Here is a 25,339-nt window from a genome sequence, read left to right as displayed (position 1 = left end):
TTAAATGACCTGTTCTTTCTGTTTTCATCCATCATTTAATAATGATTTCATTAGGGCTTTAACGATGTTGAAAATAAGGCAATTTGTTTTTGAAGAAACAGCGGAAGTGAAGAATGATTTTGCATGCTCAGTACATGCTAATTTTTATAGGACTAGCTTTAATTCACTGCATTTTTCATATTGTATAGTAAGGAAGGCTCAAGCTAAAAGTACAATGAAAATGAAGGTATATTGTTTGCAATCATTCGTTTTCCGCATGATATAATATATGGGTAGGAAGGTGAGGGTCATGAGGTACAGAATCACCTGTCTTTTCATATGCCTAGTTTGGATCTCAGGCTGCGGCCAAAGTGAACCAGCCTCAAATCAGCCATCTGTTCAGCAGAAAAGCATAGTTGAGCTGAGTAAAAAGGAAACCATTCCTGCCAGCTTTTTTCCGGACCCTGTGAAAATCGTATCGATCGGCGATTCCTTGACTCAAGGTGTCGGTGATAGTAAAGATAATGGCGGGTATCTGCCTTATTTACAAAATAAGCTGGAAAAAGAACCATCGATTACTTCCGTTGAGATGATTAATCATGGCATACGTGGAAATAGGACCGACCAACTATTGAAAAGACTGGATAAAGCTAGGATTAAAGAAGACATAAAGCAAGCTGATTCGATTGTCGTCACAATCGGTGGAAATGATATCATGAAGGTCTTTAAGCAGAATTTTTCGGACTTGGAACTGAATCAGTTTGATTCGGCAAAAATAGGGTATGAAAAAAGATTAAGGCAGATACTTGATAAGGTTCGTTCCGAAAATGATCATGCGCAAATTTATCTTGTGGGCGTCTATAATCCATTTTCCAAATGGTTCGCAGATTTTGATGAACTTGATATGATCATGAATGATTGGAATGAAAGCGGGAAAGAGATTATCGAAGAATATGATTCAGCCTATTTTATTGATATAGCAGACATTTTCGAGAATTCCGAAGAAGATTTGCTGTATGCCGAGGATTATTTTCACCCAAATGATCGCGGATATGAATTAATCGCGAAAAGAATCTATAATGATATGGATATTACCACTATCGGAAACGATACATTGGAAGCGAGTGCCAAAGGAGATGATGACCAAGAATGACAAATGTCAAATGGAAGACTTTGTTTATTTCCCTATTAGCCCTAAACATCCTGGTCATCCTGTTTGTAACGATTTTAGTTAATCTGCCGACTAAAGATAAAGAGCTGATACCCAAAGTAAGCCATGAAGAAGATATCCAATTTCAAGTTCACACGAATCGGGAAGATTTGACAAGATTAATCAACCAATATCTGGATAAGGAGGGGTTGACGGGATCCATTCACTACGAAGTGTATTTGACGGATGAGGTCGAGTTATATGGAACGATGCCATTTTTCAACCGTGAAGTGGAAATGAAATTGACTTTTGAACCAATTGCCCAAAAAAATGGGGATTTGATCTTAAAGCAAAAATCAATTGCAGTCGGAAAAATGAACCTTCCTGTTTCATATGTAATGAATTTAATAAATGAGCGTTATAATATGCCGGATTGGGTTAGCATCAGTCCCAATGACGAAAGTATTTATGTGTCATTACAGGATATGGAACTGAAAAGTGATATTAGGGTGAAGGCGAAAGAATTCGACCTTAAAAATGATGACATTTCATTTTTATTGACCATCCCATCATCTTTACAGTGATAGCGAATAAATGGATAAAAGACCAGGTTAGATGTATTAAATAGTTGATGATAAAAGGACCACGCATTTTAGATATGTCTAAAATGCGCGGTTCTTTTTTTACGCCCCCTCTGGTTGATAAAAACCCAAAACCTTGATTATTATCTAGATTTCTTATCAATTTCTGAGATAAAGTAAGGGATAAGCACAGACTTTTATAATTTAATTAAATCACAGGAAATATCAAATAAATGAAATCGATCCCACTTATAATTTCCATTAGAGGTGAATTATATAAATTATGATTGATTGGATTGAAAACCATATAAAATATAAATTTTCTTTAGATGGACTTGCCAATGATCTGAGATACTCGCCTTATTATTGTTCGTTTATACCACCAAATGACAGGCATAAAAATTAGGCGCTATATGCTTCTAAGAAGGCTTTACTTATCTACAAATGTTTTAGAAAGTGGTAAGAGAATAATTGATATTGCTTTTGATTATGATTATTCATCGAAAGAAGCATATAGTCGGGCGTTTAAAACTGTCTTTGGCATTAGTCCAAGAGAATTTCAACTTAACAGGATGCCGGTTCAATCATTCAATAAGCTCACTATTCATAAAAATAAAGGGTGGTGCAGAATGGATTTTTCGAGAAAAATCGGGGTTGATCAAATACAAAACAAACAAAGAGAGTTGTTTGACAAATATGTACTCAATATATTGAATGGCCAAGCTATGTGTGTAAATACAACGACCAAGAATATTTTTAATGAGGAATTCATTAAAACAAGAGCAATAGGACACCATGAATTAGTTGAAAATTATATCGACAAGGTAATTAATCCATTAAATAATCTATTTTACAAAGATTATGAATGCATCGTTTTGTGGTTTGGTGAAGATATGTTTTGCCAAATGAACCTTCTTACAATCCTTGCTTACCTTGAACAGGCCGATTATAGCGGCAGAGTGTTCTTGAACAGTTTTAGAGAGAATGAATTTAAAGTAAGGCAAACTAAACTTAGATTAGGCAACTATTTAACTGTATATGAAGAAGTATTATTAAATCATAAAAAAACATCAATTGAAGTATTACCAGTAATGTATCAGGCAATAGACATATATTTAGAAATGTTAAAAGAAGATAATCCAGTAACAAATTATATTTCTAAAAATAAAAGCCTGCCTGAATCACAATTGATTAACAGGCTATTTATCCACTTCCCAACAATAGGATATGGTGATTTACAGTATAAAAAACTTATTAGTAAAATTAAATAAACAGCCCTCTCTCTTTGAAAATAGATTACAATGCCAAAAGTTGGATGTAAACAAATGGTGAGTTACCTTACTATTTCCATACTAATGTTTTTTATTCTTATTTTTAAACGTTATGCATTTGGTGAATTAAGAAAAAAGGATGATTAGCCCCTTATAGACTAACTATCCTATGTTTTGTTATCTAAATATATATCGATTCATCCTGGTTTTTTCTCCATTTATGGAGAGAGCGTTATGGTTTCTAGTGAGGATGATTCCCGATTCGATCCGATTATATAAATGGTTGAGGGAGTATTATCTTGGAAAGCCTTGTTTGGCAAAGGGAGTGCGATTTCTTTTGTTCCCGCTATCCTCACTTCGAAGTCTACTATCATTGGATGAATATTAAGATATTCGCTTGCTTTACTGAAATAGAGTTGATCAAAAACGACATCTCCATCTTTGACGGCAATATCCACCGAGAGTAAATCATGTGAAAGCTGGATGAATCTAATCTTTGCTTCATTCGGAGGAACAAATGGATTATCTTCGAAAGGGAACATTTTCAACGATTCATTAGCCTGGGTAGGTGCTAGAGCAATGGTATAGGAACTCCCGCTTTCGAGAGCCAATTTACGGCTTAAAAGAGGTAAGGTGCTTTGCCCGCTGCGGTATATATCCAATTGGCACTTGCCAGGAGGCAGTGGTAAATAATCATTGTTCTCTTTATATGAGAAACTTTTGAGGATACGCATTTCATTTACATAAACATCAAATGAGGAAGCTGTCGGGTCAGCATGTAAAAAGCGAACTTGTGCAGGCAGTATGGCATTCATTTGTTCATATCCCAATTGTCGTGTTGCTTTTTCGAGACTTTTCAGATGCTTATGGTAATAATAATCATGCAATTGCGGATCGCTGTTTTTATTATAAGACGATAGTAAATCATATGTAACCGATTTTTGTGAATATGATTGTTTATCGCTCATTTCCAACACCTCTCATTTTTCCATTATGTTTTTACCATATGTAATTATGCTTGGGCATGTGTCTCCTTTTTAAAAAGGGAATGGACCCTTTTCGTAAACAGGTTCGATCGGCATATTATTTTACAGGGTAAAATAAAAGCGTTAAAATGCATTCAATGGATTGTTTGCAAAAAAAGGAGGATATTCATTTGACAAAGCAATTAGAGAAAGCAACATTCGCAGGTGGATGTTTCTGGTGCATGGTGAAACCGTTCGATGAACAGCCTGGCATCGAATCCGTTATCTCTGGCTATACAGGAGGGACTACGGAAAATCCCACATACAAAGAGGTTTGTTCTGAAACCACGGGACATTATGAAGCTGTTCAGATCACCTTTGATCCAAACGTATATCCATACGAGAAGATAATCGAGTTATTTTGGCAGCAAATTGACCCGACAGATGCTGGCGGGCAATTTTATGACCGGGGAAGTTCTTATCAAACGGCTATTTTTTATCAGGACGAAAACCAACGGGAAATTGCAGAAGCATCCAAAGCCAAGCTGCAGGCGAGCGGGAAATTTTCTGGACCGATCGTAACTCCGATAATACCAGCCAAAACGTTTTATCCAGCTGAGACATACCACCAGCATTATTATAAAAAGCAACCTGAACATTATGAAAGATATTCGATTGGCTCAGGACGCAAAGCGTTCATACAACATCACTGGGGGGAAAAAAATGAAAAGTAAAGAAGAATTAAAAAAGAAACTCAATCCGATTCAATATGAAGTCACACAAAATAATGGAACGGAACCAGCCTTTAACAATGAATATTGGAACTTGAAGGAGGAAGGATTATATGTGGATATCGTTTCAGGTAATCCTCTTTTCACTTCAAAGGAAAAGTTTGATTCAGGCTGCGGTTGGCCAAGCTTCACTAAACCGCTTAAAGAAGAGGAAGTGGTGGAAAACCTCGATACGAGTTATGGTATGAGAAGGATCGAAGTTCGCTCAAAAACGGCCGATTCCCATCTGGGTCATGTTTTCAATGATGGGCCGGGACCGTCGGGATTACGCTATTGCATCAATTCCGCTTCATTAAGGTTCATCCCGCTCCAAGATCTTGAAAAAGAAGGATACGGAGAATACAAAAAGCTTTTTGATTGATTGGAAAACCCCCTATCAGAAATTGATAGGGGGTTATTTTAATATTAGGTGGGATTCAATCCGTGATGATTGATGCGATCCGGACAAATGGAATGGTGGTAAGTTTCATTGCTTTAGTCCTGCCAGTCACCTCGAAACGGACTGTATGTGAACCTGGACGGAGTCCATTCGTGACAAATAAATATCTTTCACGGGCAAATGGCCACCACGTATTCAATGTCGTGATTTCATTTCCATCGATCCATACATTTACTTCCCCGCCATCAGGACTTCTAAGAAGTTTCACACCAAGCATACTTCCTTTGAAGGTATATTCAATCACACTGCCCTTTTCACTACTAGTGAAATAACCGCCCCTTGGACGGAAACCGCTCATTTTTTCATAGTGGTCAATTTCCGATAATTCAAATCCAGAACGGGCATGAAGCTTAGATGGAAGGCCTGCTACAGCCTTTTCCCGTTTGATGTTATCAAGGAACCGTTCATAAATTGCATCAGCATATAATTTATAACCAAGCCCATTTGGATGAATCAAATCTCTTGTCAGCTGTTTTTCCGTATATCCTGAATTTTTGAATATTGGTCGCATATCCACATTCGTTGCACCGTAGTGTTTGGATAAAAGTCCGATGGCTGAAGCAAATTCCTTATATTTCAAGGAACTCTCTGTTATTGTGAATAATTCAGCATTAGGGTGGAGACGTTTTGCCTTCCTCATTAACGCTTCATATGTCATGGTAAAATCATCGACATTCATATATTTGCGGTCATTTTCACCAAAAACGAAGAAAATCAGATCTTTATGATCATGCTCCCTTCTTTGGGAGAGCTTGAATAGGCCTTCAAAAGCAGTGGATCCGCTTTGGACCACGTAGTCACCGTGTAAAGGAATATCATTGGCATCATTCATCTTATTTTCTAACTGTTTGAACCATGTTAGATTAGGATTTTCAGCTCCGGACCCTCTTCCGATACTGTCACCAATGACGAGATACTGAATGGGCTGGCCTGATTGGAATTTTTGATAAACATTTATCGAATCATCTGATCCATATGTTTTAGGGGCTTTTTGAAGGATATAGCTGATTAGAAGGATCGTGGCAATTGCAGCGAAAGGGATGAAGGATTTTGCGTTCGTTTTCAATTATGTTCCCCCGTATTGCCTTTTATGTATCCATGTAGGTATGAGATAGCTTAAAAAGGCTAAGAATTGTTTTTTCCTTATTATATCCCAATTTTGAAGTAACACAATAAATATAAAACGTTTTTTTGACATTTTTCATGGTTAATCGTGGTATTTCAGACATTGAATGATTAGCGGTGAAGATGGTGTTTTATTGAAGTTTTTTCTTAAATTCAGAAAAATAGGCAAATGCACAGACCGAGGCGGGCGTATTGACATATGGTAAGGTGTAAAGAGAAATCAGAATTCTAAAAGGAGTGAAACTTTATGTACGGATATGGTGGAAATGTTGCAGGACCAGGGTACGGTTATGGTGGAGGTGGATACGGATACGGCGGCGGCGGTTGCTGCGGATTTGGATCAGGCTTCGCATTAATCGTTGTCTTGTTCATTCTATTGATTATCATCGGTGCTTCATTCTGCTGCTAAGACAATAACCCAAAGACCAGCTGAAAGCTGGTCTTTTCTTTATGTAAGGAAATTGGTGGGGTGACGGTGGACCTTTTAGATTCAAGGTGTCTGACTGAAAAAACATGTAATCAAAATGGGACAGGAAATGCATAACCATTCCTTTTTCCAATCCAGATTATGGCACAACGGGAATGACGAGAGAATGCCATTGAGGAGGGAAATTAGGCCAATCAGGAAGGGAAATGAGTTGTGTGAATGACATTAAGGGTCTTGGTTTTTCTTTGTTCACCATTTCTGCTAAAATAACGACAGAATGTAATTAATTTAGGGGGATAAAGATATGAAACCTTCCCGTTTAAAAGCAGGGGATGAAATTCGCGTAATCGCTCCTTCAAGAAGCTTGGCGATTGTCAAAGGGGAACAACGCAGATTGGCAGAAGAAAGATTGACTGAGCTTGGTTTTAAAGTGACATATGGTGAAACGACTTTGTTCCATGATGACTTTTTCTCGAATTCGATCGAAGACCGGATCGAGGATTTGCATGATGCGTTCAGGGATCCAAATGTGAAGGGGATTTTTACAGCCATCGGGGGATATAACGCTAACCAATTGTTACGGTATATCGACTATGATTTGATTAAGGAAAATCCAAAAGTGTTGATGGGGTATAGTGATATAACAGCAATATTATTGGCCATATATAATAAAACAGGCTTAACTACATATTCAGGTCCTCATTTCTCGACGTTCGGGATGAAGGCTGGTCTGGAATATACGATGGAATATTTTAAAAAGGCTGTAATCGAAAGTGAAGGTTTTTATCTTGATCCAAGTGAAACGTGGAGTGATGATTCTTGGCATTTAGAACAGGATGACCGCACTTTCCACCCGAATGCTGGATACATGGTCATTCAGGAAGGTGAAGCTGCTGGGACAATCATTGGGGGAAATCTTTGTACACTCAATCTATTACAAGGCACAGAGTACATGCCATCTTTAAAGGACAGTATCCTTTTCATAGAAGATGACGAAGAAAGCCATCCATTCAGTTTTGACCGGGATTTACAATCCTTGCTCCATCAGCCAGGTGCAAGTGGGATTAAAGGAATCGTCATCGGCCGTTTCCAAAAGGATTCAGGAATGACTGAATATGCCTTACAGGAAATCATCGCCGCCAAAGAGGAGATAAATGGCATACCCGTGATCGCTAATGCCAACTTTGGTCATGTTCATCCATTTGTAACGGTGCCGGTTGGTTCAAAAGCAGTAATGAAGGTGAAGAACGGAAAAGCGACGATCCAGATCCATCCATGACACAGTTTGAAGACGCCGTTCAAAAGTGGACGGTGTTTTAATCTGTTCGGGATATGTATGAATATATTTTGCATTAGGGTGTATTTTATTAGGAGTCTTTCCTCTTGTCAGCCCTGGAAATAGTCCTATTTTACAAGCATTATTAGGGAATATGAGTCTAATAGTTCAAATTCTATATTTTTCTGATATAATACTAAGAGATTTAAAATAGAAAAGGTGATTATGTGTTATTAACAATTCCAGCATCCATTCGTTTAGAAGGGGCTTTGGCCGAGTATAATAAAAAAGGCCGTGTGAGCCATACATGTTTCGTTTGTAACGAAGATACTTCTAATGGGGATGCAAGTAACTTGAACTACTATAAGTTAGGAACTAAAAAAGTTTGTCATTCCTGCATGAAAAATGTTTTGCGTCATCCGTCTTTAAAAGAGTATGAATATGTGCATACTTCAGTTATCGATAAAACTGCTTTTTATAAAAATGTGCTGGCTGTTTTAAAGGATGAAAGTTTTTTGGAGTCAATTCGTGAAGAAAAACTAAATAGTGCATTGTAAGAAAAAAGTGTATCTCTTGCGGATACACTTTTTTTGTCGCCATTTTTGGACGATCACCCATGAAAGCAAGAAATTTATCCGTTAACATGCTTAGGCCAATTTCTTTAGCAAGATTGCTTTCATCTGGACATACACTTTACTATATTGCATTTGTTTTTAAAGAGAAGGAGTGTGTGGGCTTATGGAGCAGTCTTCATTGATCAAACCGGTCCTGGGAGGAGCCTACCCGACTATCAGTCATGGTCAGGGAGTGTTTTTATACGACAAAGATGGAAAGGAATACCTTGATGCTTCTTCAGGTGCTGTTACAGCCAATATTGGCCATGGAGTCCAGGAAATCATTGAAGCGATGGTAAAACAGGCTAAACAGGTTTCATTTGTGTATCGTTCCCAATTTACCAGCGATGCTGCAGAGAAACTTGCCGGAAAAATTGCAGAATTGACCAAAGGGGAACTGACATACAGCTTTTTTGTAAACAGCGGCTCCGAGGCGACTGAAACGGCATTGAAAATTGCCATTCAGCATTGGCAGGAAAAAGGGAAGCCAAAGAAACAGAAAATCATATCGAGATGGATGAGCTACCATGGCATCACGATGGGAGCTCTTTCAATGTCTGGACATCCGATTCGCCGGGAAAGATTTACTCCTATGCTTGAATCATATCCTTCTGTATCTCCTCCATATTGTTACCGATGTCCACTTCAACTTGATCCACATACATGCGGAATGTCCTGTGCTTCGGAATTGGAAGCATCAATCCGTCGTATTGGCAGTGAAAATATAGCGGCTTTCATTGCAGAACCTGTTATCGGCGCAGCCGGAGGGGCCATTGTTCCTCCTGATGGTTATTTTCGAAAACTCAAGAAAATCTGCGAAGAGAATGATATTTTATTCATTGCGGATGAAGTAATGACCGGATTTGGACGTACAGGTAAGATGCTTGCTTCCGAATATTGGGATGTGGATCCTGATATTGTAACATTTGGTAAAGGTATGAGCGGGGGGTATACACCGATAGCGGCCGTAGTAATGACCAAAAACGTGATGGAGCCCATAATGAAGGGCTCGAAGTCAATTATAGGAGGCCATACTCTAAGTGCAAATCCGTTATCGTGTGCGGTATCTTTGGCCGTTTTAGAATATGTCGAAAGGAATGAACTTGTCGAAAAATCAGCCGACAGAGGGAATTACCTGATTAGGGGCCTGAAAAAGTTGGCAGGGAAGTATTCCTTTATTGGTGATATACGTGGGAGAGGTTTATTGATTGGCATCGAATTTGTCCAGGATAAAGCAACGAAGGCCCCATTTCCGAAGGAGGCAGACGTGACTAATGAAATCATTGAATTGGGAATGAGGAATGGAATACTTCTTTATCCCGCAGCTGCAGGCCTTGACGGTGTAACAGGGGCAGCGATCATCATCTCCCCGCCGTTAACGATATCGGAAGAGGAGTGTGCTGAATTGTTAATGAGGGTCGATATAACTTTTTGGCAATTTAATGAATCGATAGGTAAACGGCCATCACAACAAGGAAGTGAGTCATAGTGGTGGAAAATACATTCCAGAAGATTTGTTGTTTGGAGGATGTCCGCCATCACTTTAAGGATAAACAGTCCATCCTGTTTGGGGGATTCGGTGGCATAGGGACGCCTCCGGGATTGATCAATCTGATTTTGGAATCGGGTATTAAGGATTTAACCTTGATTGGGAACGATACAGGTTTCCCCGATATCGGAATCGGTAAACTGGTCACCCAACGCCGTGCGAAAAAAGTCATCGTTTCCCATATCGGTTCCAATCCAAATGCAGGACTATTAATGAATAATGGAGAACTCGAAGTGGAGTTCTCTCCCCAAGGGACACTTGTCGAACGCATCCGGGCCGGAGGGATGGGACTCGGCGGGATATTGACTGATATTGGAATTGAGGCCGATATCGTCCGGGACGGCAAACAAACCGTAAAGCTGGGTAAGAAAAATTATCTGGTGGAACCGGCATTAACTGCGGATATCGCCATTGTTTACGCAGAAATGGCAGATCCTTATGGAAATCTTACATTTGATAAAAGTGCCAGGAACACGAATCCAATCGTTGCTGCGGCCGGTCAAATCACTATAGTCGAAGCCATGCAAATCGTTCCGCTTGGCACTTTGGATCCAGAGGACATCATTGTACCCGGTGCCTTTGTGGATTATATCATTCCATCAAAAGGAGTCGATTGGAAATGGGTTTGGGAACCGGAGATAGAAACAGAATAGCGAAACGGGCAGCAGCAGAAATAAGCGGTGGGATGCTGGTCAATTTGGGAATTGGCATTCCATCACTTGTACCGAATCATCTTTTGAATGATCATAAAGTTATGTTTCATGCAGAAAATGGCCTTGTTGGAATTGGCAGTACTCCTGAAATGGGGAAGGAAGATGCGCATCTTTGCAATGCTGGGGGACTGCCGATCACCATTAGAGCCGGGGCTTCTTACTGCGACAGTACTGTTGCATTTGGGATGATACGGCGAGGCAGGGTGGATATCACGATTCTAGGAGCCCTTCAAGTAAGTCAAGCGGGGGATCTCGCTAATTGGATTGTCCCGGGAAAGCGGGTGCCAGGCATGGGCGGTGCAATGGAACTGGCTGCGAAGGCAAAAAAGGTCATTGTCTTGATGGAACATAACGATAAAGCGGGCATGTCTAAAATAGTCAAAAAATGTACGTTGCCGTTAACTGCCAAAAAATGCGTACATATGATCATCACCGAATTAGGCGTGTTTTCCGTAACTTCAGAGGGTCTCCTATTAACTGATGTATTTGATACGTCCAGCATTCAGGAAATCAGGAATCGGACCGAAGCCTCGTTTACCGTCTCTGAAAACATCCATAATTTAAAAGAATGAGAGGGGAGAATGGATATGTATGATGAAAAAATAAGAACATGGTTGAATGAACATCGGATGAATGGGGTTCAGCTTTTGCAAAAACTGGTTCAGGAACCGAGCAAAAGGGGGCAAGAAGGAAGTGCACAAGCCATAGTGGTCGAGAAGTGCAGACAACTTGGACTAGAAATAGATCTTTGGGAGATCGGGGATGAACAATTAAGAAAACATCCTCACTTTTATTGCGACCGTAGGGATTTTAAAGGTAATCCGAACCTTGTGGCTATTAAAAGAGGAACAGGCAAGGGGAAATCCCTTATTTTAAACGGACATATTGATGTAGTTCCTGAAGGAGATCATGCAGCATGGCACGATGATCCGTATAGCGGCAAGTTGATAGACGGGAAAGTTTTCGGGCGGGGAACGACGGATATGAAAGGCGGCAATGTATCCTTATTGCTGGCCATCGAAGCGATCGTCGAATCTGGAATTCAATTGAAGGGAGATGTGATATTCCAGAGTGTGATTGAAGAAGAAAGCGGTGGTGCCGGCACACTTGCGGCAGTCTTACGGGGGTACAAAGCTGATGGTGCAATCATTCCGGAGCCTACAAATATGAAACTATTCCCTTTACAGCAAGGTTCGATGTGGTTTCGACTGAGAATAAAAGGCAAGTCTGCACATGGAGGCACGAGGTATGAAGGAGTCAGTGCAATAGATAAAGCGGTTGTTGTAATGAAAGAAATCAAGTTGCTTGAACAAGAACGGAATGAGTCACTCCGTCATTCACTCTATAAAAATGTTCCTATCCCGATTCCAATCAACATAGGTAGCATTCAAAGCGGGAATTGGCCTTCCTCTGTGCCGGATACAGCCGTTCTAGAAGGTAGATTCGGCATCGCCCCGACAGAAACCATGGAAGAGGCACAAAAATCGCTGAAGGAGCGAATAGATGCTTTAAACCGGAGTGATGCATGGTTCAAAGAAAAACCTATTGAATTAGAATGGTTTGGGGCCAGATGGCTGCCTGGCAATCTCGAAATAAATCACCCGCTAATGAAGACAATTGGCACATACCATGAAAAAGTGGTAGGGGAAGAACCGCTTGTCGAAGCGTCCCCTTGGGCGACGGATGGAGGGTATCTATCATCTGTTGGCTCTACCCCCGTAGTTGTGTTTGGACCAGGGGAAACGAAGATGGCCCATGATTCGAACGAATATATTGAGGTGGATAAAATGATGATGGTTGCGGAAATCATCGCATTGACCATTATTGAATGGTGTGGGGTGGACCAGGAATAATCATTTTTCCAAAGGTCTGATTCCAGGAAGGGTCAGGCCTTTCGCAACAATTTTCGAAAATGTGAAAGGAGCGGACAAATGGAGGCTGGAATCATTGAAAAAAGAATTCAAAAGCCAAGATGCACCATACATATTACGATCGATCATTTTAATAAGCGAATCAGGGTTGATGATTATCTAGGTCATTTTCAAGATTGCGTGGAGGAATCTTTGAAGGTGGCTAAAGGCATATCAGCAGAAAAAATCATCTTCAAGTCACGCAGGGAAAACGTTATGGCATTGCTTGCCCAAGGCTTTCTATATGAAGGAAGCATCGATAAATTCTTCTTGGGAAGCGATTGTTTCTTCCTGGTTAAATATAACCGGAATGAAAGGCGCAACAGTGCAGAATGGGAGAAGGAAGATCAAATCCTTACCGATGTTCAGAGTCTGCCGACAAAATCAGGACTAGATGATCCGCCGTCAGCCTATCAAGGCCGTAAAGCAGAAGTTACCGATGCACTTCAGCTGGCCCAATTGTATGGTAAGGTTTTCGAAGTGTATCCCACACCGATGAATGATCCGGTATATGTGAAAAAGTGCATGGAAATGGGAACGGTTTTTTATATTTATGTCCATGAAGAGAGGATCGTCAGTGCCGCTTCCGCAGAAATTAATTCCTTTTACCATAATGCAGAAATCACCGATTGTGCGACATTGCCGGAACATCGGCAGTTCGGCTTGATGAAACACTTGATTTCCTCGCTTGAAGACTATCTTTTTTCACATGGAATTTATTGTATCTATTCGATTGCCAGGTCGCTCTCATTCGGCATGAATGCTGCATTGCATCAGCATGGTTACTCGTACCGCGGACGTTTGGCCAATAATTGTTATATCTTCGATAAACTGGAAGATATGAATCTTTGGGTGAAAAATTTCACTTGAATGCTCAATTTTAGGCGTAACATGACAAGTTTTTGGCATTTCCTCATATACATCTAGCAAGAAGGTCTTGAGGAGGGATATCTTGCCAAGTGAATTTTTTAATACAAGTGAAGTGTTGGAAGCGATATTAGAAACCATTGATGAAGGCATTCACGTGATAGATCCAAAAGGACAGACCATCTTTTATAACGGAGTGGCGGCCAATCATGATGGGATGAAAAGAAGTGAGGTGCTTGGGAAACCATTGCTTGAAGCCTTTCCTTCTTTGAATCACAAATCATCGACCTTACTCCGGGTCATTAAATCTGAAAAACCAATCTACAACTATAGTCAATCATATGTAAATGCACATGGGCGAATTATTGAGACGCTAAATACGACGCTCCCCATATATGTTGATGGGTTTATGATAGGTGCGATAGAAATTGCCAAGGATTATTCAAGCTTGAAGCAATTATCTGAAAGGTTAGCTGATCTGGAAAGCTCGCTCAAGACGATCAAAAGTCCTGAAAGGAAAACGCCTGCGAACGGCGGATTGTATTCTTTTACGGAAATCCTGACAAATGATACTGGGTTTAAAGGTTTGATATCACAAGGGAAAAAGGCTGCCTGCTCCTCCTCATCGGTATTGGTTTATGGGGAAAGCGGTGTAGGAAAAGAGCTTTTTGTTCAAAGCATCCACCAGGATTCGAGCCGTGGTAAAGAACCTTTCATCGCGCAAAATTGTGCTGCCCTTCCAGAAAGTTTATTGGAATCGCTTCTATTCGGTACGGCAAAAGGAAGCTACACTGGTGCTGTGGAACGTCAGGGATTGTTTGAATTAGCCAACGGCGGAACCTTGTTTTTGGATGAATTGCAATCGATGCCGATTGACTTGCAGGCAAAGCTTTTGCGTGTACTTGAAGATGGGTTCATCAGGAGGATAGGCGGCACAAAGAGTGTACAGGTGGATGTCAGGATCATGGCAGCGATGAATATAGATCCGAAAAAGGCGGTATCGGATAACAGGCTAAGACCGGATTTATTTTACCGATTGAACGTATTGAGCTACGAGCTGCCTCCGTTAAGGGAGCGGATTGATGATATAGAGCTTCTTTCTGAACATTTCATATCAATATTTAACAGTAAATTAGGACAGTCGATAAAAGGCATGGATGAGAAGACCAAGGTTTTTTTTCGGAAATATCATTGGCCTGGAAACGTAAGGGAGCTTAAACATACGATAGAATTCATGATGAACCATACGGAGAATGATGTTTTGAATCTTGAAGATTTGCCCCAATTTTTAAAAAAGCCCACCCCATCAGAAAAAATACTTCCGCTTCGTGAGGCCATGATTGAGATGGAAACAAAATTGATTACCGAGGCCCTTCTACAAACGAACGGTAACGTTTTCCAGGCATCGAAGCTATTGCAAATTCCAAGACAGACCTTGCAATATAAAATAAAAAAACATATTTGAATGAAAAAAATCCGGATGCAGCCAGCAGTCCGGTTTTTTTTATGGGCACTCGAGTTTTTAGGTCATTTTGGCACCCTTCTTGCATTTAATACTACTATCATAACTCAGGAGGTATAACAATGTTATTTGACTTATATAAGCCAGATCGCAACTGGAAAGATATAGAGCTATGGAAAGATGTAACCGAAGAACAATGGAACAACTGGCTTTGGCAGCTTACGAATACGATCCGAACTGTTGATGATTTGAAAAAAGTGATAAACCTGACTCCGGATGAAGAGGAAGGTGTGAGGATTTCCACAAAAACCATTCCATTGAATATCACCCCTTACTATGCTTCTTTAATGAATAAAGATGACCCAAGGTGTCCAATCAGAATGCAATCGGTCCCAATCTCGGAAGAAATGCATAAAACCAAATATGACATGGAAGACCCCCTACATGAGGATGAGGACTCCCCTGTACCGGGACTGACCCATAGATATCCGGATCGCGTTCTTTTTTTGGTGACGAATCAATGTTCGATGTACTGCCGTTATTGTACACGAAGACGCTTTTCAGGCCAAATTGGCATGGGCGTGCCAAAAAAACAATTGGACGCAGCAATCGGTTATATACGTGACACGCCAGCAGTTCGTGATGTCCTTATTTCCGGCGGGGACGGATTATTGATCAATGACACGATCCTTGAATATATCCTCAAGAACTTAAGGGAAATTCCTCATGTTGAAATAATCAGGATAGGTACGCGGGCTCCGGTTGTTTTTCCTCAAAGAATCACTGAAAATTTATGTGCCATTTTAAAAAAATATCATCCAGTTTGGCTGAATACTCATTTCAATACCTCGATAGAAATTACCGAGGAGTCAAAGAAAGCATGTGAGATGCTTACCGATGCAGGTGTACCTGTGGGCAACCAGGCAGTTATTTTAGCGGGGATAAATGACAGTGTCGCAATCATGAAAAAGCTGATGCATGATCTTGTTAAGATCCGTGTCCGCCCTTACTATATTTATCAGTGCGATCTCTCGGAAGGCATCGGTCATTTCAGGGCTCCCATTTCAAAAGGGATTGAAATCATCGAGGGGCTGCGAGGCCATACATCCGGGTATGCTGTACCTGCCTTCGTCGTCGATGCTCCAGGAGGGGGAGGGAAAATCACATTGCAACCGAATTATATCCTTTCACAATCACCGACAAAAACAGTGCTTCGTAATTTTGAAGGAGTGATTACAACATATCCCGAACCTGAGAATTACACACCAGGACTTGCAGATGATTATTTCAAAGGGATATATCCTGAAATGGAAGAAAAACGGTCAGATATAGGAATAGCTGGTTTGATGAACGACAAGCAATTCAATTTAGTGCCTGAAGGGCTGAAGCGAATGAATCGCCGTGAAAATTACGTTACCAACCCGGAGCATGCTTCATTAAAAAATCAACGTGAAAAACGAGATCAATTAAAAGAAAAGAAATTCCAGGCACAACAAAAAAAGAGTACTCCAAAAGGGGATGAATAGCATGGAAACTTGTCCATGGTGTGAGATAGGTATACTTTCATCGGTAACTGGTACGGTCTATTGGGAATTACCAGATGGGACGCGAGCCGTTGAAATTACTGAAACTCCATCTTCCCATTGCGAGAATTGTAAAGCTCTTTTTCAGAGTGATGAAATTGTAAAAGAAATTGAAGATCAGCTATTTTTAATAGATTCGAAACAGTTAGGGAAACAGACGACGTATGACGAGTTATTGAAGATGAAGCGGGTGTTAAAGCGGAATTATTTTGATTTTGGGAAATAACAAAATAATTAGAAGTTGCCTCATCTACTTTCTTTGGTGAGGTTTTTCTGTGCGCCCGGCGGTGCGGTCTATAGGGTGTACATCTCGAACGGTGAAGGCATTAGTAGCGGTTGCTTTCCGTGGTGACGCGGAATTCTGAAGGAAGCAAGCGGTAAATTGAGATATATTATTTTGGAAGCCTCTTTTGGAGAGGTCTTTTGAAATTTCTTCAATGGGTATTAACTAAAACCGGCCCAACGCCCATATGCTTTGTTTGCATAGTAGCAGAAAGATCCATCTTGAGGATCTTCAGCCGTCATTTTAGCTAATAAGCTGTATACAATATAGGTTCCAATAGCTGCTAAAATAGAGAATTGAAGGGCCTGTTATTTTTATAACAATGGCCGATCCAAGAAAAAATCCAGTGCCAATCGTGCATCCAACCCCTATTAAGGACAATTGCCACCATTTTAAATTTTCATCTTCACTCCCTTTACTTTGACCACTAGGAAAAAAAATATCCATGCAGTATCTCCTCACATATTCAAATTCCTTTTCAAAGCAAGTAGGTATTTAGATTACCTGTTTCTCTGAACATTCCCAAAATGAGTTCATACATATTCATCCCGCCTATAAATGTGATTGTGAGAAATTACCACCATTCTTAATAAGCATTTTTTGGGATAACTTCATTTTTTGTGGATAACTTAGAAATAAAATCTTAAAAGGAAGGATACATATATGAAAACAAAATGGGTTTTATTAGCCATTCTTTCTACCATAGTCAATGTGCTTTCTGGCTGTGAATCATTAGCTGTCTTAGATCCTAAAGGACCTCAAGCCCAAACTCAAGCCAATGTGATTTGGCTATCAATTGCGATCATGGCGGTTATTGTTATTGTTGTTTGTGCTATTTTAGTTTTTGTGTTAACGAAATACCGTGACTCTAAACTACCTAAAGATTATGAACCACCCTATATTGAAGGGAATCATGTTGTTGAATCAATTATTGTTGGGGTGCCAATTTTAATCGTCATTTTCTTCTCCATTGTGTCTGTAATTTCCAACAATAAAGTGGAAGCCACTCCGGAAGGGTACAAAGGTCAAGATCCATTAGTTATTTACGCTTCGTCATCTGACTGGAAGTGGCATTTTAGTTATCCAGAAAATGATATTGAGACAGTAAACTACTTGTATATTCCATCAAATCGACCACTTGAGTTTAAACTTTATTCATTCGGGCCTATCACGAGTTTCTGGATTCCACAACTTGGCGGTCAAAAATATGCCATGTCTAACATGGTAACCACATTACACTTAGCAGCCGACGAATCAGGGGAAATGATGGGACGAAATGCAAACTTTAGTGGGAAAGGATTCGCTGAAAATACGTTCCACGTCGAAGCGATGTCTCAAGATAAGTTTGATGAATGGGTAAAGGAAGTTAAGGAAACTGCTAAACCTATTACTGAAGTAAGATTCAATGAATTATTAAAACAGGGTCATGAGGGACAGTTAACGTTTACTGGAACTCATTTGGACTTTTCCCCAGCTCCAGAAGGTGAAAATGCTGGACATCATCATGGCTCAAGTGACTCTAACGCGAATTCAAAAGGTGAACATATGGAGCATGATCATAAGTCAAGTAATAGTAAAGAAAAATCAGCACACAATCATGAATAATTTCTTAGTCTATCTCAAGAAAAATATTATTTTCTGAAAGGAAACACAAAAGTATGGGTTTTTTCTCTAGATTTCTTATACCTAATCCTAGTCCCGTCATTTACTCATCAATGGTAGCCATTGGTGTTACTGTTCTCTTGATCATTGTTGGTATAACCCACTTTAAAAAATGGTTTCATTTATGGAGTGGCTGGCTTACAACAGTCGATCATAAAAGAATAGGCATTATGTATCTAATATCTGCTTTGTTGATGCTATTTCGTGGTGGGGTAGATGCTGTGATGATGCGTGCGCAACTTGCCGTACCGGATAACAAATTATTAGATTCACAGCACTATAACGAAATTTTTTCAACACACGGGGTTGTGATGATTCTCTTTATGGCGATGCCGTACATTATGGCCTTAATGAATTTCGTAGTGCCATTACAAATTGGTGCCCGAGATGTAGCATTCCCACGTCTAAATGCCATAAGTTTCTGGTTATTTTTTATGGGTGCGATGCTATTCAACATCTCTTTTGTAATTGGTGGTTCGCCTGATGCAGGGTGGTCATCTTATTTCCCGCTTGCAGGTAATGAATTTAGCCCGCATGTTGGAACGAATTATTATATGATTGGTATTCAGATAGCCGGAATAGGTACATTAATGACGGGGATTAACTTTTTGACGACTATTCTTAAAATGAGAGCACCCGGTATGACATTAATGAAAATGCCAATGTTTACATGGTCTGCTTTAGTCACAAGCATTATTATCATTTTCGCATTCCCTGTATTAACAGTGGCGCTGATCATGGGAACAATGGATCGACTATTTGCAACCAAGTTTTTCACAATGACTGATGGCGGTATGGATATGCTTTGGGCTAACCTGTTCTGGGTTTGGGGACATCCTGAAGTATATATCTTGATCTTGCCTGCATTTGGTCTATTTAGTGAGATTATCCCAACCTTTTCACGTCGTAACCTATATGGCTATCGATCAATGGTTGCTTCAATGGTATTTATCTCTATATATTCATTCTTCGTTTGGACGCACCATTTCTTTACAATGGGGCAAGCAGCATATGTTAATAGTATTTTCTCGATTACAACGATGGTAATTGCTATTCCGACTGGAATCAAGATCTTTAACTGGTTGTTCACGATGTGGAAAGGTAGAATCAGATTCACCGTACCTATGCTTTATTCAATAGGTTTCATACCTCTTTTCACAATTGGTGGAGTTACCGGGGTTATGCTTGCGATGTCAGCGGCGGATTATCAATACCATAATACAATGTTTTTAGTCGCTCACTTCCACAATGTCATTATTCCGGGTGTAGTATTTGCTGTGCTGGGTGCCGGAACTTACTACTGGCCGAAAATGTTTGGTTTCATGTTGAATGAAAGGATTGGGAAATGGGCGTTCTGGTTTCTAACCATTGGTTTTTGCTTAGCATTCTTCCCTATGTATATCACTGGTTTAGATGGTCAAGCACGTCGTATATACACATACTCTGAATCGACTGGATTTGGACCATTGAATATGATTTCGTTTATCGGGGCCGTTTTTATGGCAATCAGCTTTGTATTAATTGTATATACGATTTACTATAGCATTCGCCATGCTCCAAGAGATGTTGGTGATGATCCGTGGGATGCACGTTCCCTTGAATGGGCTACTCATAATCCAGTACCAGAATATAACTTTGCTATTATTCCACAAGTGAATTCAAGGGAAACGTTTTGGGATGCTAAATATAAAGGACATGAATTATTCAAGGGTGACTATGAAAAAATTCATATGCCCAATAACAGCGGCGGACCGTTTATCATGTCCTGTATCTTCTTTGTCTTTGGATTTGCGTTAGTATTCAGCATCTGGTTTCTTGCGATTATTGGGTTAATCGGTATCTTTGTTTGCATGGCTCATCGTTCATTCGAAATAGATCATGGGCATTACATTTCTGTAGAAGAAATTAAAGAGACAGAAGCAAAATTCGGAGGTGTTAATAAATGGAAATAGATCACTCGCAACCTCTTGAATATAGTACGGAACAAAATCGTCTAAATATTTTAGGCTTCTGGATTTTCCTTGGAGCCGAAATTATGCTTTTTGCAACACTCTTTGCATCATATTTTACATTAGTTGATCGTACGGGTAACGGTCCTATTGGAGCAGAAATTTTTGAAATCACTCCAGTACTTGCTGAAACATTCTTGCTCTTAACAAGCAGTTTTGTCATCGGGCTTGGAATTCATGCCATGCGACTTGGCAACAAGAAAGCCATGTTGACATTCTTCGTAATCACTCTCCTTCTTGGATTAGGATTCATAGGATTTGAAATTACTGAGTTCATTACCTATTATCGCGAAGGAGCTACACTTCAAACTAGTGCATTTACATCGATGCTCTTTACAACATTAGGGACACATGGAGCACATGTTACATTAGGACTTTTCTGGGGGTTATTTATTATCCTTCAAGTGAAAAAACGCGGGTTGACACCTGAAACAGCCAATAAATCCTTCATTTTCTCTCTATACTGGCATTTCTTAGATATCGTTTGGATCTTTATCTTCACCTTTATCTACATGAAAGGAATGACATAAGCATGAAGGAATTTTTCCCGGCTAAACAAGTATGGGGTTTTGTATTTTCATTGATTTTGACGGTTGTAGCTCTTTTGGTTTACTTCTTCAATATGTCAAAAGCAACAGGAATGACAATTTTTATATTGACAGCATTCATACAAGCGGCTGTTCAACTAGTTGTGTTTATGCATGCTCGTGAAACTGATGATAGCAAATCAATTTTTATGACTCTATATTGCGCTATATTCCTAGCTCTAATTACTGTCTTCGGTACAATACTATGTATGGTCTGGGGTTGGAGTTATTGATATGAAACAGCTTGGGAGCGTATGATGAGTAATTAAAGTTGAAATAGGGACAATGAGCTATGAATAGGGAAAAGTAATAGCAAGGTGTTTGATGGGTGTGAAGAGTACCAAAAAGAAATTTCCTATTTCTCCAGATGCAATGAAAGCTTCAAGGACTTCATCGTGAAAATCCTACTCGTGAGTTGTATGTTCTTCATACTAATCGTAAGAACCCCAATATCATTGAGAAAAATGGGTAGATGTAAGGCGATAGTGAAAATACTGGATTTTTTACAGCAAATAAAAGCAATAAATAATATAGAAAAACTAACAATAGAGTTCAATTGAAAGGCAAGTAGAGATGATTATTCTGTACTTGCTTTTTAATTTATATGTACCCACTTTAAAAGTAAGTTAATCAATAGCTAAGTTCTTTTTGCTTATTAAAGTAACAGATGGTGCTAGCAAAATAACTTAGGAGTCAGTGGAACAACCGTGTATCTATTGGCTTCTTTTCGCATGTTTTCTTTAGATAAGACACACATCTCATACTTACAATAAAAAACGACGTCCCTGCCTTCGTCATCGATGCTCCAGGAGGGGTAGAGAAAATCGCACTGCAGCCAATTATATCCTTTCACAATCCCCAACAAAAACGTTGCTGCGCAATTTTGAAGATGTGATAACCACATATCCTGAACCTGAGCAATATACACCAGGACTTGCAGATGATTATTTCAAAGGGGTATATCCTGATATGGAATAAAAACAGTCAGATTTAGGTGTGTCGGGTTTAATGAACGACAAGCAATTCAATTTAGTGCCAGAAGGGCTGAAGCGAATGAATAGACGGGGAAATTACGTGACCAACCCAGAGTATGCTTCATTGAAAAACCAACGTGAAAAGCGGGATCTGTTAAAAGAAAAGAAATTCCAGGCACAGCAGAAAAAGGGCACTCCAAAGGGGGATGAATAGCATGGAGACGTGTCCATGGTGTGAGAAAGTTAAGCTTGCAACAGTAAAGGGGACTGTGTATTGGGAACTGCCGGATGATGGTACGAGGGCGGTTGAAATTAGGGAAACCCCTTCATCTCATTGGGAGAGTTGCGATGCTTTTTTTCAAAGTGATGAAATAGTGAAGGAAATTGAAAATCAACTATTTTTAATTGATTCGAAACAGCTTGAAAAACAAACGAAGAACAGTAAGCTAATGAACATGAAAAGACTGTTGAAACATAATTACTTTGACTTTTAGTGGTAAGGTGTATTACTTTTCCATAAATGAATAAATCCCCTCATTTTAGACGACTGAACAGTGTAAACCACTATTTCTATCTTAGATGTAGGGGATTTTCCCTTTTGCAAAATGAAGCCTGCGGGTAAATTGGATAATAAGGTTTTGAGAAATTCCCCCATCCTTCAAGCGGCATGACAGAACATGCTTAGCGTATTTATTATGGGGCCTGGGTATTAGGTTAAACAAGATTGAAGCACTTCGTTTCCTTTATCGAGTCATGAAGAACTAAGTCGTTAAAAGTAAAAAAATTCTTTAAAAGGATGAAATAAATATGGAATGAGTACGATATTTTAGTGTAATTCCGTAATATATCGAATGCATTTTGTGTTGAAAAATCGTGGATTTCTTAAAATGAGGAAGAAAAAACCAAATTGATTTTAAAAAAAGTGGACGGAAGCGAAAGTTTCCGATATATTAAAGCAGAAATCATAGTTATTTTAGGGGGGCTCGACATCATGAGACCATTTTATTTATATTTAATGAAATTTCGACAACCGAAGGAAATTGAAGCAATCACTAAATTTGCCAATCATGCCTATGAGGACCATGGCTTCCCAAAACAATCGACTGATTATAATGAACTGAGCAGTTATTTAGAATTGAATGCAGACTATCTCGAAAGTATGTCAGTATTCGATCATGCGTGGGAACAGTATGTCCAAATAGAAGAAGGGCTCATATTGGGAGATCAGGAATAGGGAGGATCGGAAGGATGCTTAAAAGCCTTCAAGCCCGAATTTTGCTTTACTCTTTACTTATTGCAAGTGTTCCTCTTCTGATATTGGGAATCATATCCTATGGATCACAACGGTCCCTTCTGGAGAAGGAAGCAAAAAATGCCCTGAATGCAGGTTCACTGAATATTTTAAATGAAACATATAACTATTTGAACGAACGAATCAGTGATGTGAAGTTTATGAGTGCAAATTCGGTAATCGTCAATCCTGGCTATTCAAAAGAAGAGAAATCAGATGAACTAAAAAAGTTTATCGATGCAAAAGGTAATTATTACGGTGTCTTGCATTTGGATATGGAAGGCAATGTCATTGCAGATACATCAAATAAAATGATCGGGGACAACCTCTCGAAGAGAATATGGTTCAAAGAGGCCAGAGAAGGTCATGAATTCCTTTCTGACGTTTATAAAACCCGGACTTTTTCAAAACCCATAATGGTTCTAAGTTCGCCGGTATATGATGATGCAGGGAAAATGATCGGTGTGGTATCCCCAGCTTTCCGATTGGAAGGGCTTTGGGAGATGATGGAGAAAAAGGCTAATGAAATTAGCGATAAATATCCAGTGAACTTTTTCATGATCAATCAAGAAGGCATCATGATCTCGAAAAATGACCCGCATGGCGTCATGCAGGATTCTGCCTTGAAAGAAATGGGATTAACTAAAGGTAAGCTGATGGAAGCTTCGTTATCGGATGATTTGTACAGTGCAGAGAATGGGGAAAAAATATATTCCATCCAGCCTGTCCATACGATTGCAGAAACGGAGAATAAATGGTTTGTTGTTGTGGGTGCTGATAAGAAACAGGTGTTTCAACCTTTGAATGACCTATTAACACGGTACCTGACAATCTACAGCATCGTTTTTGTTTCTATCATTCTGGCTGTCTATTTACTAACAAAGACCCTCATACGGCCAGTTCAAGAACTTGTCGAAGCGACAGAGGATTTCATAGGGGGAAAGGAATTCATCATATCCGACAAAAGAAGCTTCGAGGAAATGGAAAAATTGAACCTTGCCTTTCTAAGAATGATGGAAACGATAGAAGAACGTGAGAAGGAAATCGTCCGTACGGAAAAATTGAAATATGTTGGCCAGCTTGCTGCCGGTGTCGCCCATGAAATCAGGAACCCGTTGACGACAATAAAGGGCTTTTTCCAATTAATGAAGAGCCAGGATCATGATAAATCTTTAATAGAAAAATATAGTGATGTCATGCTTCATGAAGTGGATCGGGTCAATGCATTCGTGACACAACTTCTTGATTTGGCAAAACCGCATCAACTGGAATGGGAGAAATTCGATTTAAAGGATTTCCTTGAAGAAATTATAGATACCTATACCCCTTCAAATCCGAGTTATCATGTAAGAATAATTAATGGAGTGACACAATCCGTCTTTGTTTATTCAGACAGAAATCGGTTAAGGCAGGTTCTCTTGAATGTCTTGAATAATTCTTGTGAAGCCATTGAAGCAAGGGGGCAGATTGAACTGCAACAGTCTTCCGTGTCCCAATATGTAAAATTAGTGATCAGCGATGATGGAAAAGGCATCAGGCCCGAGGATTTAAAAAATATCGGTATGCCCTTTTATACCACCAAACCGGATGGTAACGGATTAGGTGTGGCGACGTGCATTCAGATAATGGAGGAATTAAAAGGTAAATTCCAAATGGAGAGCGTCCGCGACGAAGGAACGAAAGTGACTCTCATCATCCCCACTACGAACCGTCTCATTAAATGAGGCGGTTTTTGTTTGGTTGTAGTTCCCTTTAATAAATGGGCCGGTTACTTAGTTAAATGAGCAAAATGCCCTCTCATTTCCATTAACCTCCATGTTTGTTTGTGCAT

The 25,339-nt window shown here is 39.7% G+C and carries 24 protein-coding genes and 6 pseudogenes; 27 read left to right on the top strand and 3 right to left on the bottom strand.

Annotation, left to right across the window (positions count from 1 at the left end; translation table 11 throughout):
* The first annotated feature begins 289 nt into the window (after nt 1-289).
* From J7J00_RS02605 to J7J00_RS02595, 3 genes and pseudogenes are all read left to right on the top strand, one after another.
* Nucleotides 290-1,132, top strand: a complete 843-nt coding sequence (locus J7J00_RS02605; RefSeq protein WP_214787198.1) for an SGNH/GDSL hydrolase family protein — start codon at nt 290-292, stop codon at nt 1,130-1,132.
* Nucleotides 1,129-1,713 (top strand): YpmS family protein, encoded by a 585-nt coding sequence (locus J7J00_RS02600; protein WP_214787196.1) that lies wholly within the window; start codon nt 1,129-1,131, stop codon nt 1,711-1,713. Before J7J00_RS02605 ends, J7J00_RS02600 begins: the two co-directional genes overlap by 4 nt.
* Before the next feature lie 280 nt (nt 1,714-1,993).
* Nucleotides 1,994-2,981, top strand: a pseudogene (locus tag J7J00_RS02595) (helix-turn-helix domain-containing protein).
* A 218-nt stretch (nt 2,982-3,199) separates the two neighbouring features.
* Here J7J00_RS02595 and J7J00_RS02590 read toward each other — a convergent pair.
* A complete protein-coding gene (locus J7J00_RS02590; protein ID WP_214787194.1) occupies nt 3,200-3,949 on the bottom strand; it encodes a DUF4397 domain-containing protein in 750 nt (249 codons plus the stop codon).
* Nucleotides 3,950-4,188: 239 nt separating this feature from the next.
* Here J7J00_RS02590 and msrA point away from each other — a divergent pair, with 239 nt between their 5' ends.
* On the top strand, nt 4,189-4,680 hold the full coding sequence (gene msrA / locus J7J00_RS02585; protein WP_396020473.1) for a peptide-methionine (S)-S-oxide reductase MsrA: 492 nt from the start codon (nt 4,189-4,191) through the stop codon (nt 4,678-4,680).
* Nucleotides 4,670-5,098 (top strand): peptide-methionine (R)-S-oxide reductase MsrB, encoded by a 429-nt coding sequence (gene msrB / locus J7J00_RS02580; protein WP_098369330.1) that lies wholly within the window; start codon nt 4,670-4,672, stop codon nt 5,096-5,098. Before msrA ends, msrB begins: the two co-directional genes overlap by 11 nt.
* Before the next feature lie 55 nt (nt 5,099-5,153).
* Here the strand turns inward: msrB and J7J00_RS02575 are convergent, their stop codons facing one another.
* Nucleotides 5,154-6,242, bottom strand: a complete 1,089-nt coding sequence (locus J7J00_RS02575; protein ID WP_214787190.1) for an SGNH/GDSL hydrolase family protein — start codon at nt 6,240-6,242, stop codon at nt 5,154-5,156.
* Nucleotides 6,243-6,548: 306 nt separating this feature from the next.
* Between J7J00_RS02575 and J7J00_RS02570 the strand changes: the two genes are divergently transcribed.
* The 11 genes from J7J00_RS02570 to J7J00_RS02520 all read left to right on the top strand — a co-directional run bounded on the left by J7J00_RS02570 (nt 6,549) and on the right by J7J00_RS02520 (nt 16,928).
* On the top strand, nt 6,549-6,710 hold the full coding sequence (locus tag J7J00_RS02570; protein WP_214787188.1) for a YjcZ family sporulation protein: 162 nt from the start codon (nt 6,549-6,551) through the stop codon (nt 6,708-6,710).
* Between the two features lie 322 nt (nt 6,711-7,032).
* The gene (locus tag J7J00_RS02565) at nt 7,033-8,007 is read left to right on the top strand and encodes a S66 peptidase family protein (RefSeq protein ID WP_214787186.1); all 975 of its coding nucleotides are present in this window, start codon (nt 7,033-7,035) and stop codon (nt 8,005-8,007) included.
* 224 nt (nt 8,008-8,231) lie between these two features.
* Nucleotides 8,232-8,561 carry a hypothetical protein gene (locus tag J7J00_RS02560; RefSeq protein ID WP_076366028.1) on the top strand — a complete coding sequence of 110 codons (330 nt, stop codon included), beginning with the start codon at nt 8,232-8,234 and terminating at the stop codon, nt 8,559-8,561.
* Between the two features lie 181 nt (nt 8,562-8,742).
* Nucleotides 8,743-10,107 carry an aspartate aminotransferase family protein gene (locus tag J7J00_RS02555; protein ID WP_214787184.1) on the top strand — a complete coding sequence of 455 codons (1,365 nt, stop codon included), beginning with the start codon at nt 8,743-8,745 and terminating at the stop codon, nt 10,105-10,107.
* A 23-nt stretch (nt 10,108-10,130) separates the two neighbouring features.
* The gene (locus J7J00_RS02550) at nt 10,131-10,820 is read left to right on the top strand and encodes a CoA transferase subunit A (RefSeq protein WP_309487126.1); all 690 of its coding nucleotides are present in this window, start codon (nt 10,131-10,133) and stop codon (nt 10,818-10,820) included.
* Nucleotides 10,787-11,452 (top strand): 3-oxoacid CoA-transferase subunit B, encoded by a 666-nt coding sequence (locus tag J7J00_RS02545; protein WP_214787182.1) that lies wholly within the window; start codon nt 10,787-10,789, stop codon nt 11,450-11,452. The genes J7J00_RS02550 and J7J00_RS02545 overlap by 34 nt, the downstream gene beginning before the upstream one ends.
* Before the next feature lie 9 nt (nt 11,453-11,461).
* A complete protein-coding gene (locus tag J7J00_RS02540) occupies nt 11,462-12,733 on the top strand; it encodes a peptidase (protein ID WP_214787180.1) in 1,272 nt (423 codons plus the stop codon).
* A gap of 78 nt (nt 12,734-12,811) precedes the next feature.
* Complete coding sequence (ablB, locus tag J7J00_RS02535; RefSeq protein ID WP_214787178.1) at nt 12,812-13,660, top strand: putative beta-lysine N-acetyltransferase; 849 nt, start codon at nt 12,812-12,814, stop codon at nt 13,658-13,660.
* Between the two features lie 82 nt (nt 13,661-13,742).
* A complete protein-coding gene (locus tag J7J00_RS02530) occupies nt 13,743-15,122 on the top strand; it encodes a sigma-54 interaction domain-containing protein (RefSeq protein ID WP_214787176.1) in 1,380 nt (459 codons plus the stop codon).
* Between the two features lie 119 nt (nt 15,123-15,241).
* Nucleotides 15,242-16,645 (top strand): lysine 2,3-aminomutase, encoded by a 1,404-nt coding sequence (gene kamA, locus J7J00_RS02525; protein WP_214787174.1) that lies wholly within the window; start codon nt 15,242-15,244, stop codon nt 16,643-16,645.
* Between the two features lies 1 nt (nt 16,646).
* On the top strand, nt 16,647-16,928 hold the full coding sequence (locus J7J00_RS02520) for a YokU family protein (protein WP_214787172.1): 282 nt from the start codon (nt 16,647-16,649) through the stop codon (nt 16,926-16,928).
* 221 nt (nt 16,929-17,149) lie between these two features.
* Here J7J00_RS02520 and J7J00_RS02515 read toward each other — a convergent pair.
* Nucleotides 17,150-17,432: pseudogene (locus J7J00_RS02515) on the bottom strand (amino acid permease); the annotation flags it as partial.
* 216 nt (nt 17,433-17,648) lie between these two features.
* Between J7J00_RS02515 and qoxA the strand changes: the two are divergent.
* From qoxA to J7J00_RS28800, 11 genes and pseudogenes are all read left to right on the top strand, one after another.
* Entirely contained in the window at nt 17,649-18,590 is a 942-nt protein-coding gene (gene qoxA / locus J7J00_RS02510; RefSeq protein WP_214787170.1) for a cytochrome aa3 quinol oxidase subunit II, read from the top strand.
* A gap of 53 nt (nt 18,591-18,643) precedes the next feature.
* Complete coding sequence (gene qoxB, locus J7J00_RS02505) at nt 18,644-20,599, top strand: cytochrome aa3 quinol oxidase subunit I (RefSeq protein WP_214787168.1); 1,956 nt, start codon at nt 18,644-18,646, stop codon at nt 20,597-20,599.
* Nucleotides 20,590-21,186 carry a cytochrome aa3 quinol oxidase subunit III gene (gene qoxC / locus J7J00_RS02500; RefSeq protein ID WP_144528983.1) on the top strand — a complete coding sequence of 199 codons (597 nt, stop codon included), beginning with the start codon at nt 20,590-20,592 and terminating at the stop codon, nt 21,184-21,186. The genes qoxB and qoxC overlap by 10 nt, the downstream gene beginning before the upstream one ends.
* A gap of 2 nt (nt 21,187-21,188) precedes the next feature.
* A complete protein-coding gene (gene qoxD / locus J7J00_RS02495) occupies nt 21,189-21,476 on the top strand; it encodes a cytochrome aa3 quinol oxidase subunit IV (protein WP_144528982.1) in 288 nt (95 codons plus the stop codon).
* Between the two features lie 548 nt (nt 21,477-22,024).
* Nucleotides 22,025-22,431, top strand: a pseudogene (locus J7J00_RS02490) (lysine 2,3-aminomutase); the annotation flags it as partial.
* 1 nt (nt 22,432) lies between these two features.
* Nucleotides 22,433-22,711 (top strand): YokU family protein, encoded by a 279-nt coding sequence (locus tag J7J00_RS02485; protein ID WP_214787166.1) that lies wholly within the window; start codon nt 22,433-22,435, stop codon nt 22,709-22,711.
* Between the two features lie 497 nt (nt 22,712-23,208).
* The gene (locus J7J00_RS02480; protein WP_214787164.1) at nt 23,209-23,451 is read left to right on the top strand and encodes a YozE family protein; all 243 of its coding nucleotides are present in this window, start codon (nt 23,209-23,211) and stop codon (nt 23,449-23,451) included.
* A 14-nt stretch (nt 23,452-23,465) separates the two neighbouring features.
* Nucleotides 23,466-24,095 (top strand): annotated as a pseudogene (locus tag J7J00_RS28815) (PDC sensor domain-containing protein); the annotation flags it as partial.
* A 465-nt stretch (nt 24,096-24,560) separates the two neighbouring features.
* Nucleotides 24,561-24,663: pseudogene (locus J7J00_RS28810) on the top strand (histidine kinase dimerization/phospho-acceptor domain-containing protein); the annotation flags it as partial.
* A pseudogene (locus J7J00_RS28805) lies at nt 24,642-24,707 on the top strand (hypothetical protein); the annotation flags it as partial. The pseudogenes J7J00_RS28810 and J7J00_RS28805, both read left to right, overlap by 22 nt.
* Nucleotides 24,705-25,232: a sensor histidine kinase gene (locus J7J00_RS28800; protein ID WP_396020472.1), complete on the top strand. Its 528-nt coding sequence runs from the start codon at nt 24,705-24,707 to the stop codon at nt 25,230-25,232. The pseudogene J7J00_RS28805 and the gene J7J00_RS28800, both read left to right, overlap by 3 nt.
* The last annotated feature ends 107 nt before the right edge of the window (nt 25,233-25,339 follow it).

The organism is Bacillus sp. ISL-4, from assembly GCF_018613275.1.
Lineage (GTDB): Bacteria > Bacillota > Bacilli > Bacillales > DSM-1321 > Peribacillus > Peribacillus simplex_E.
Note: the sequence above shows the minus strand (reverse complement) of the source record. Positions and strands in the feature narration are given on the sequence as shown.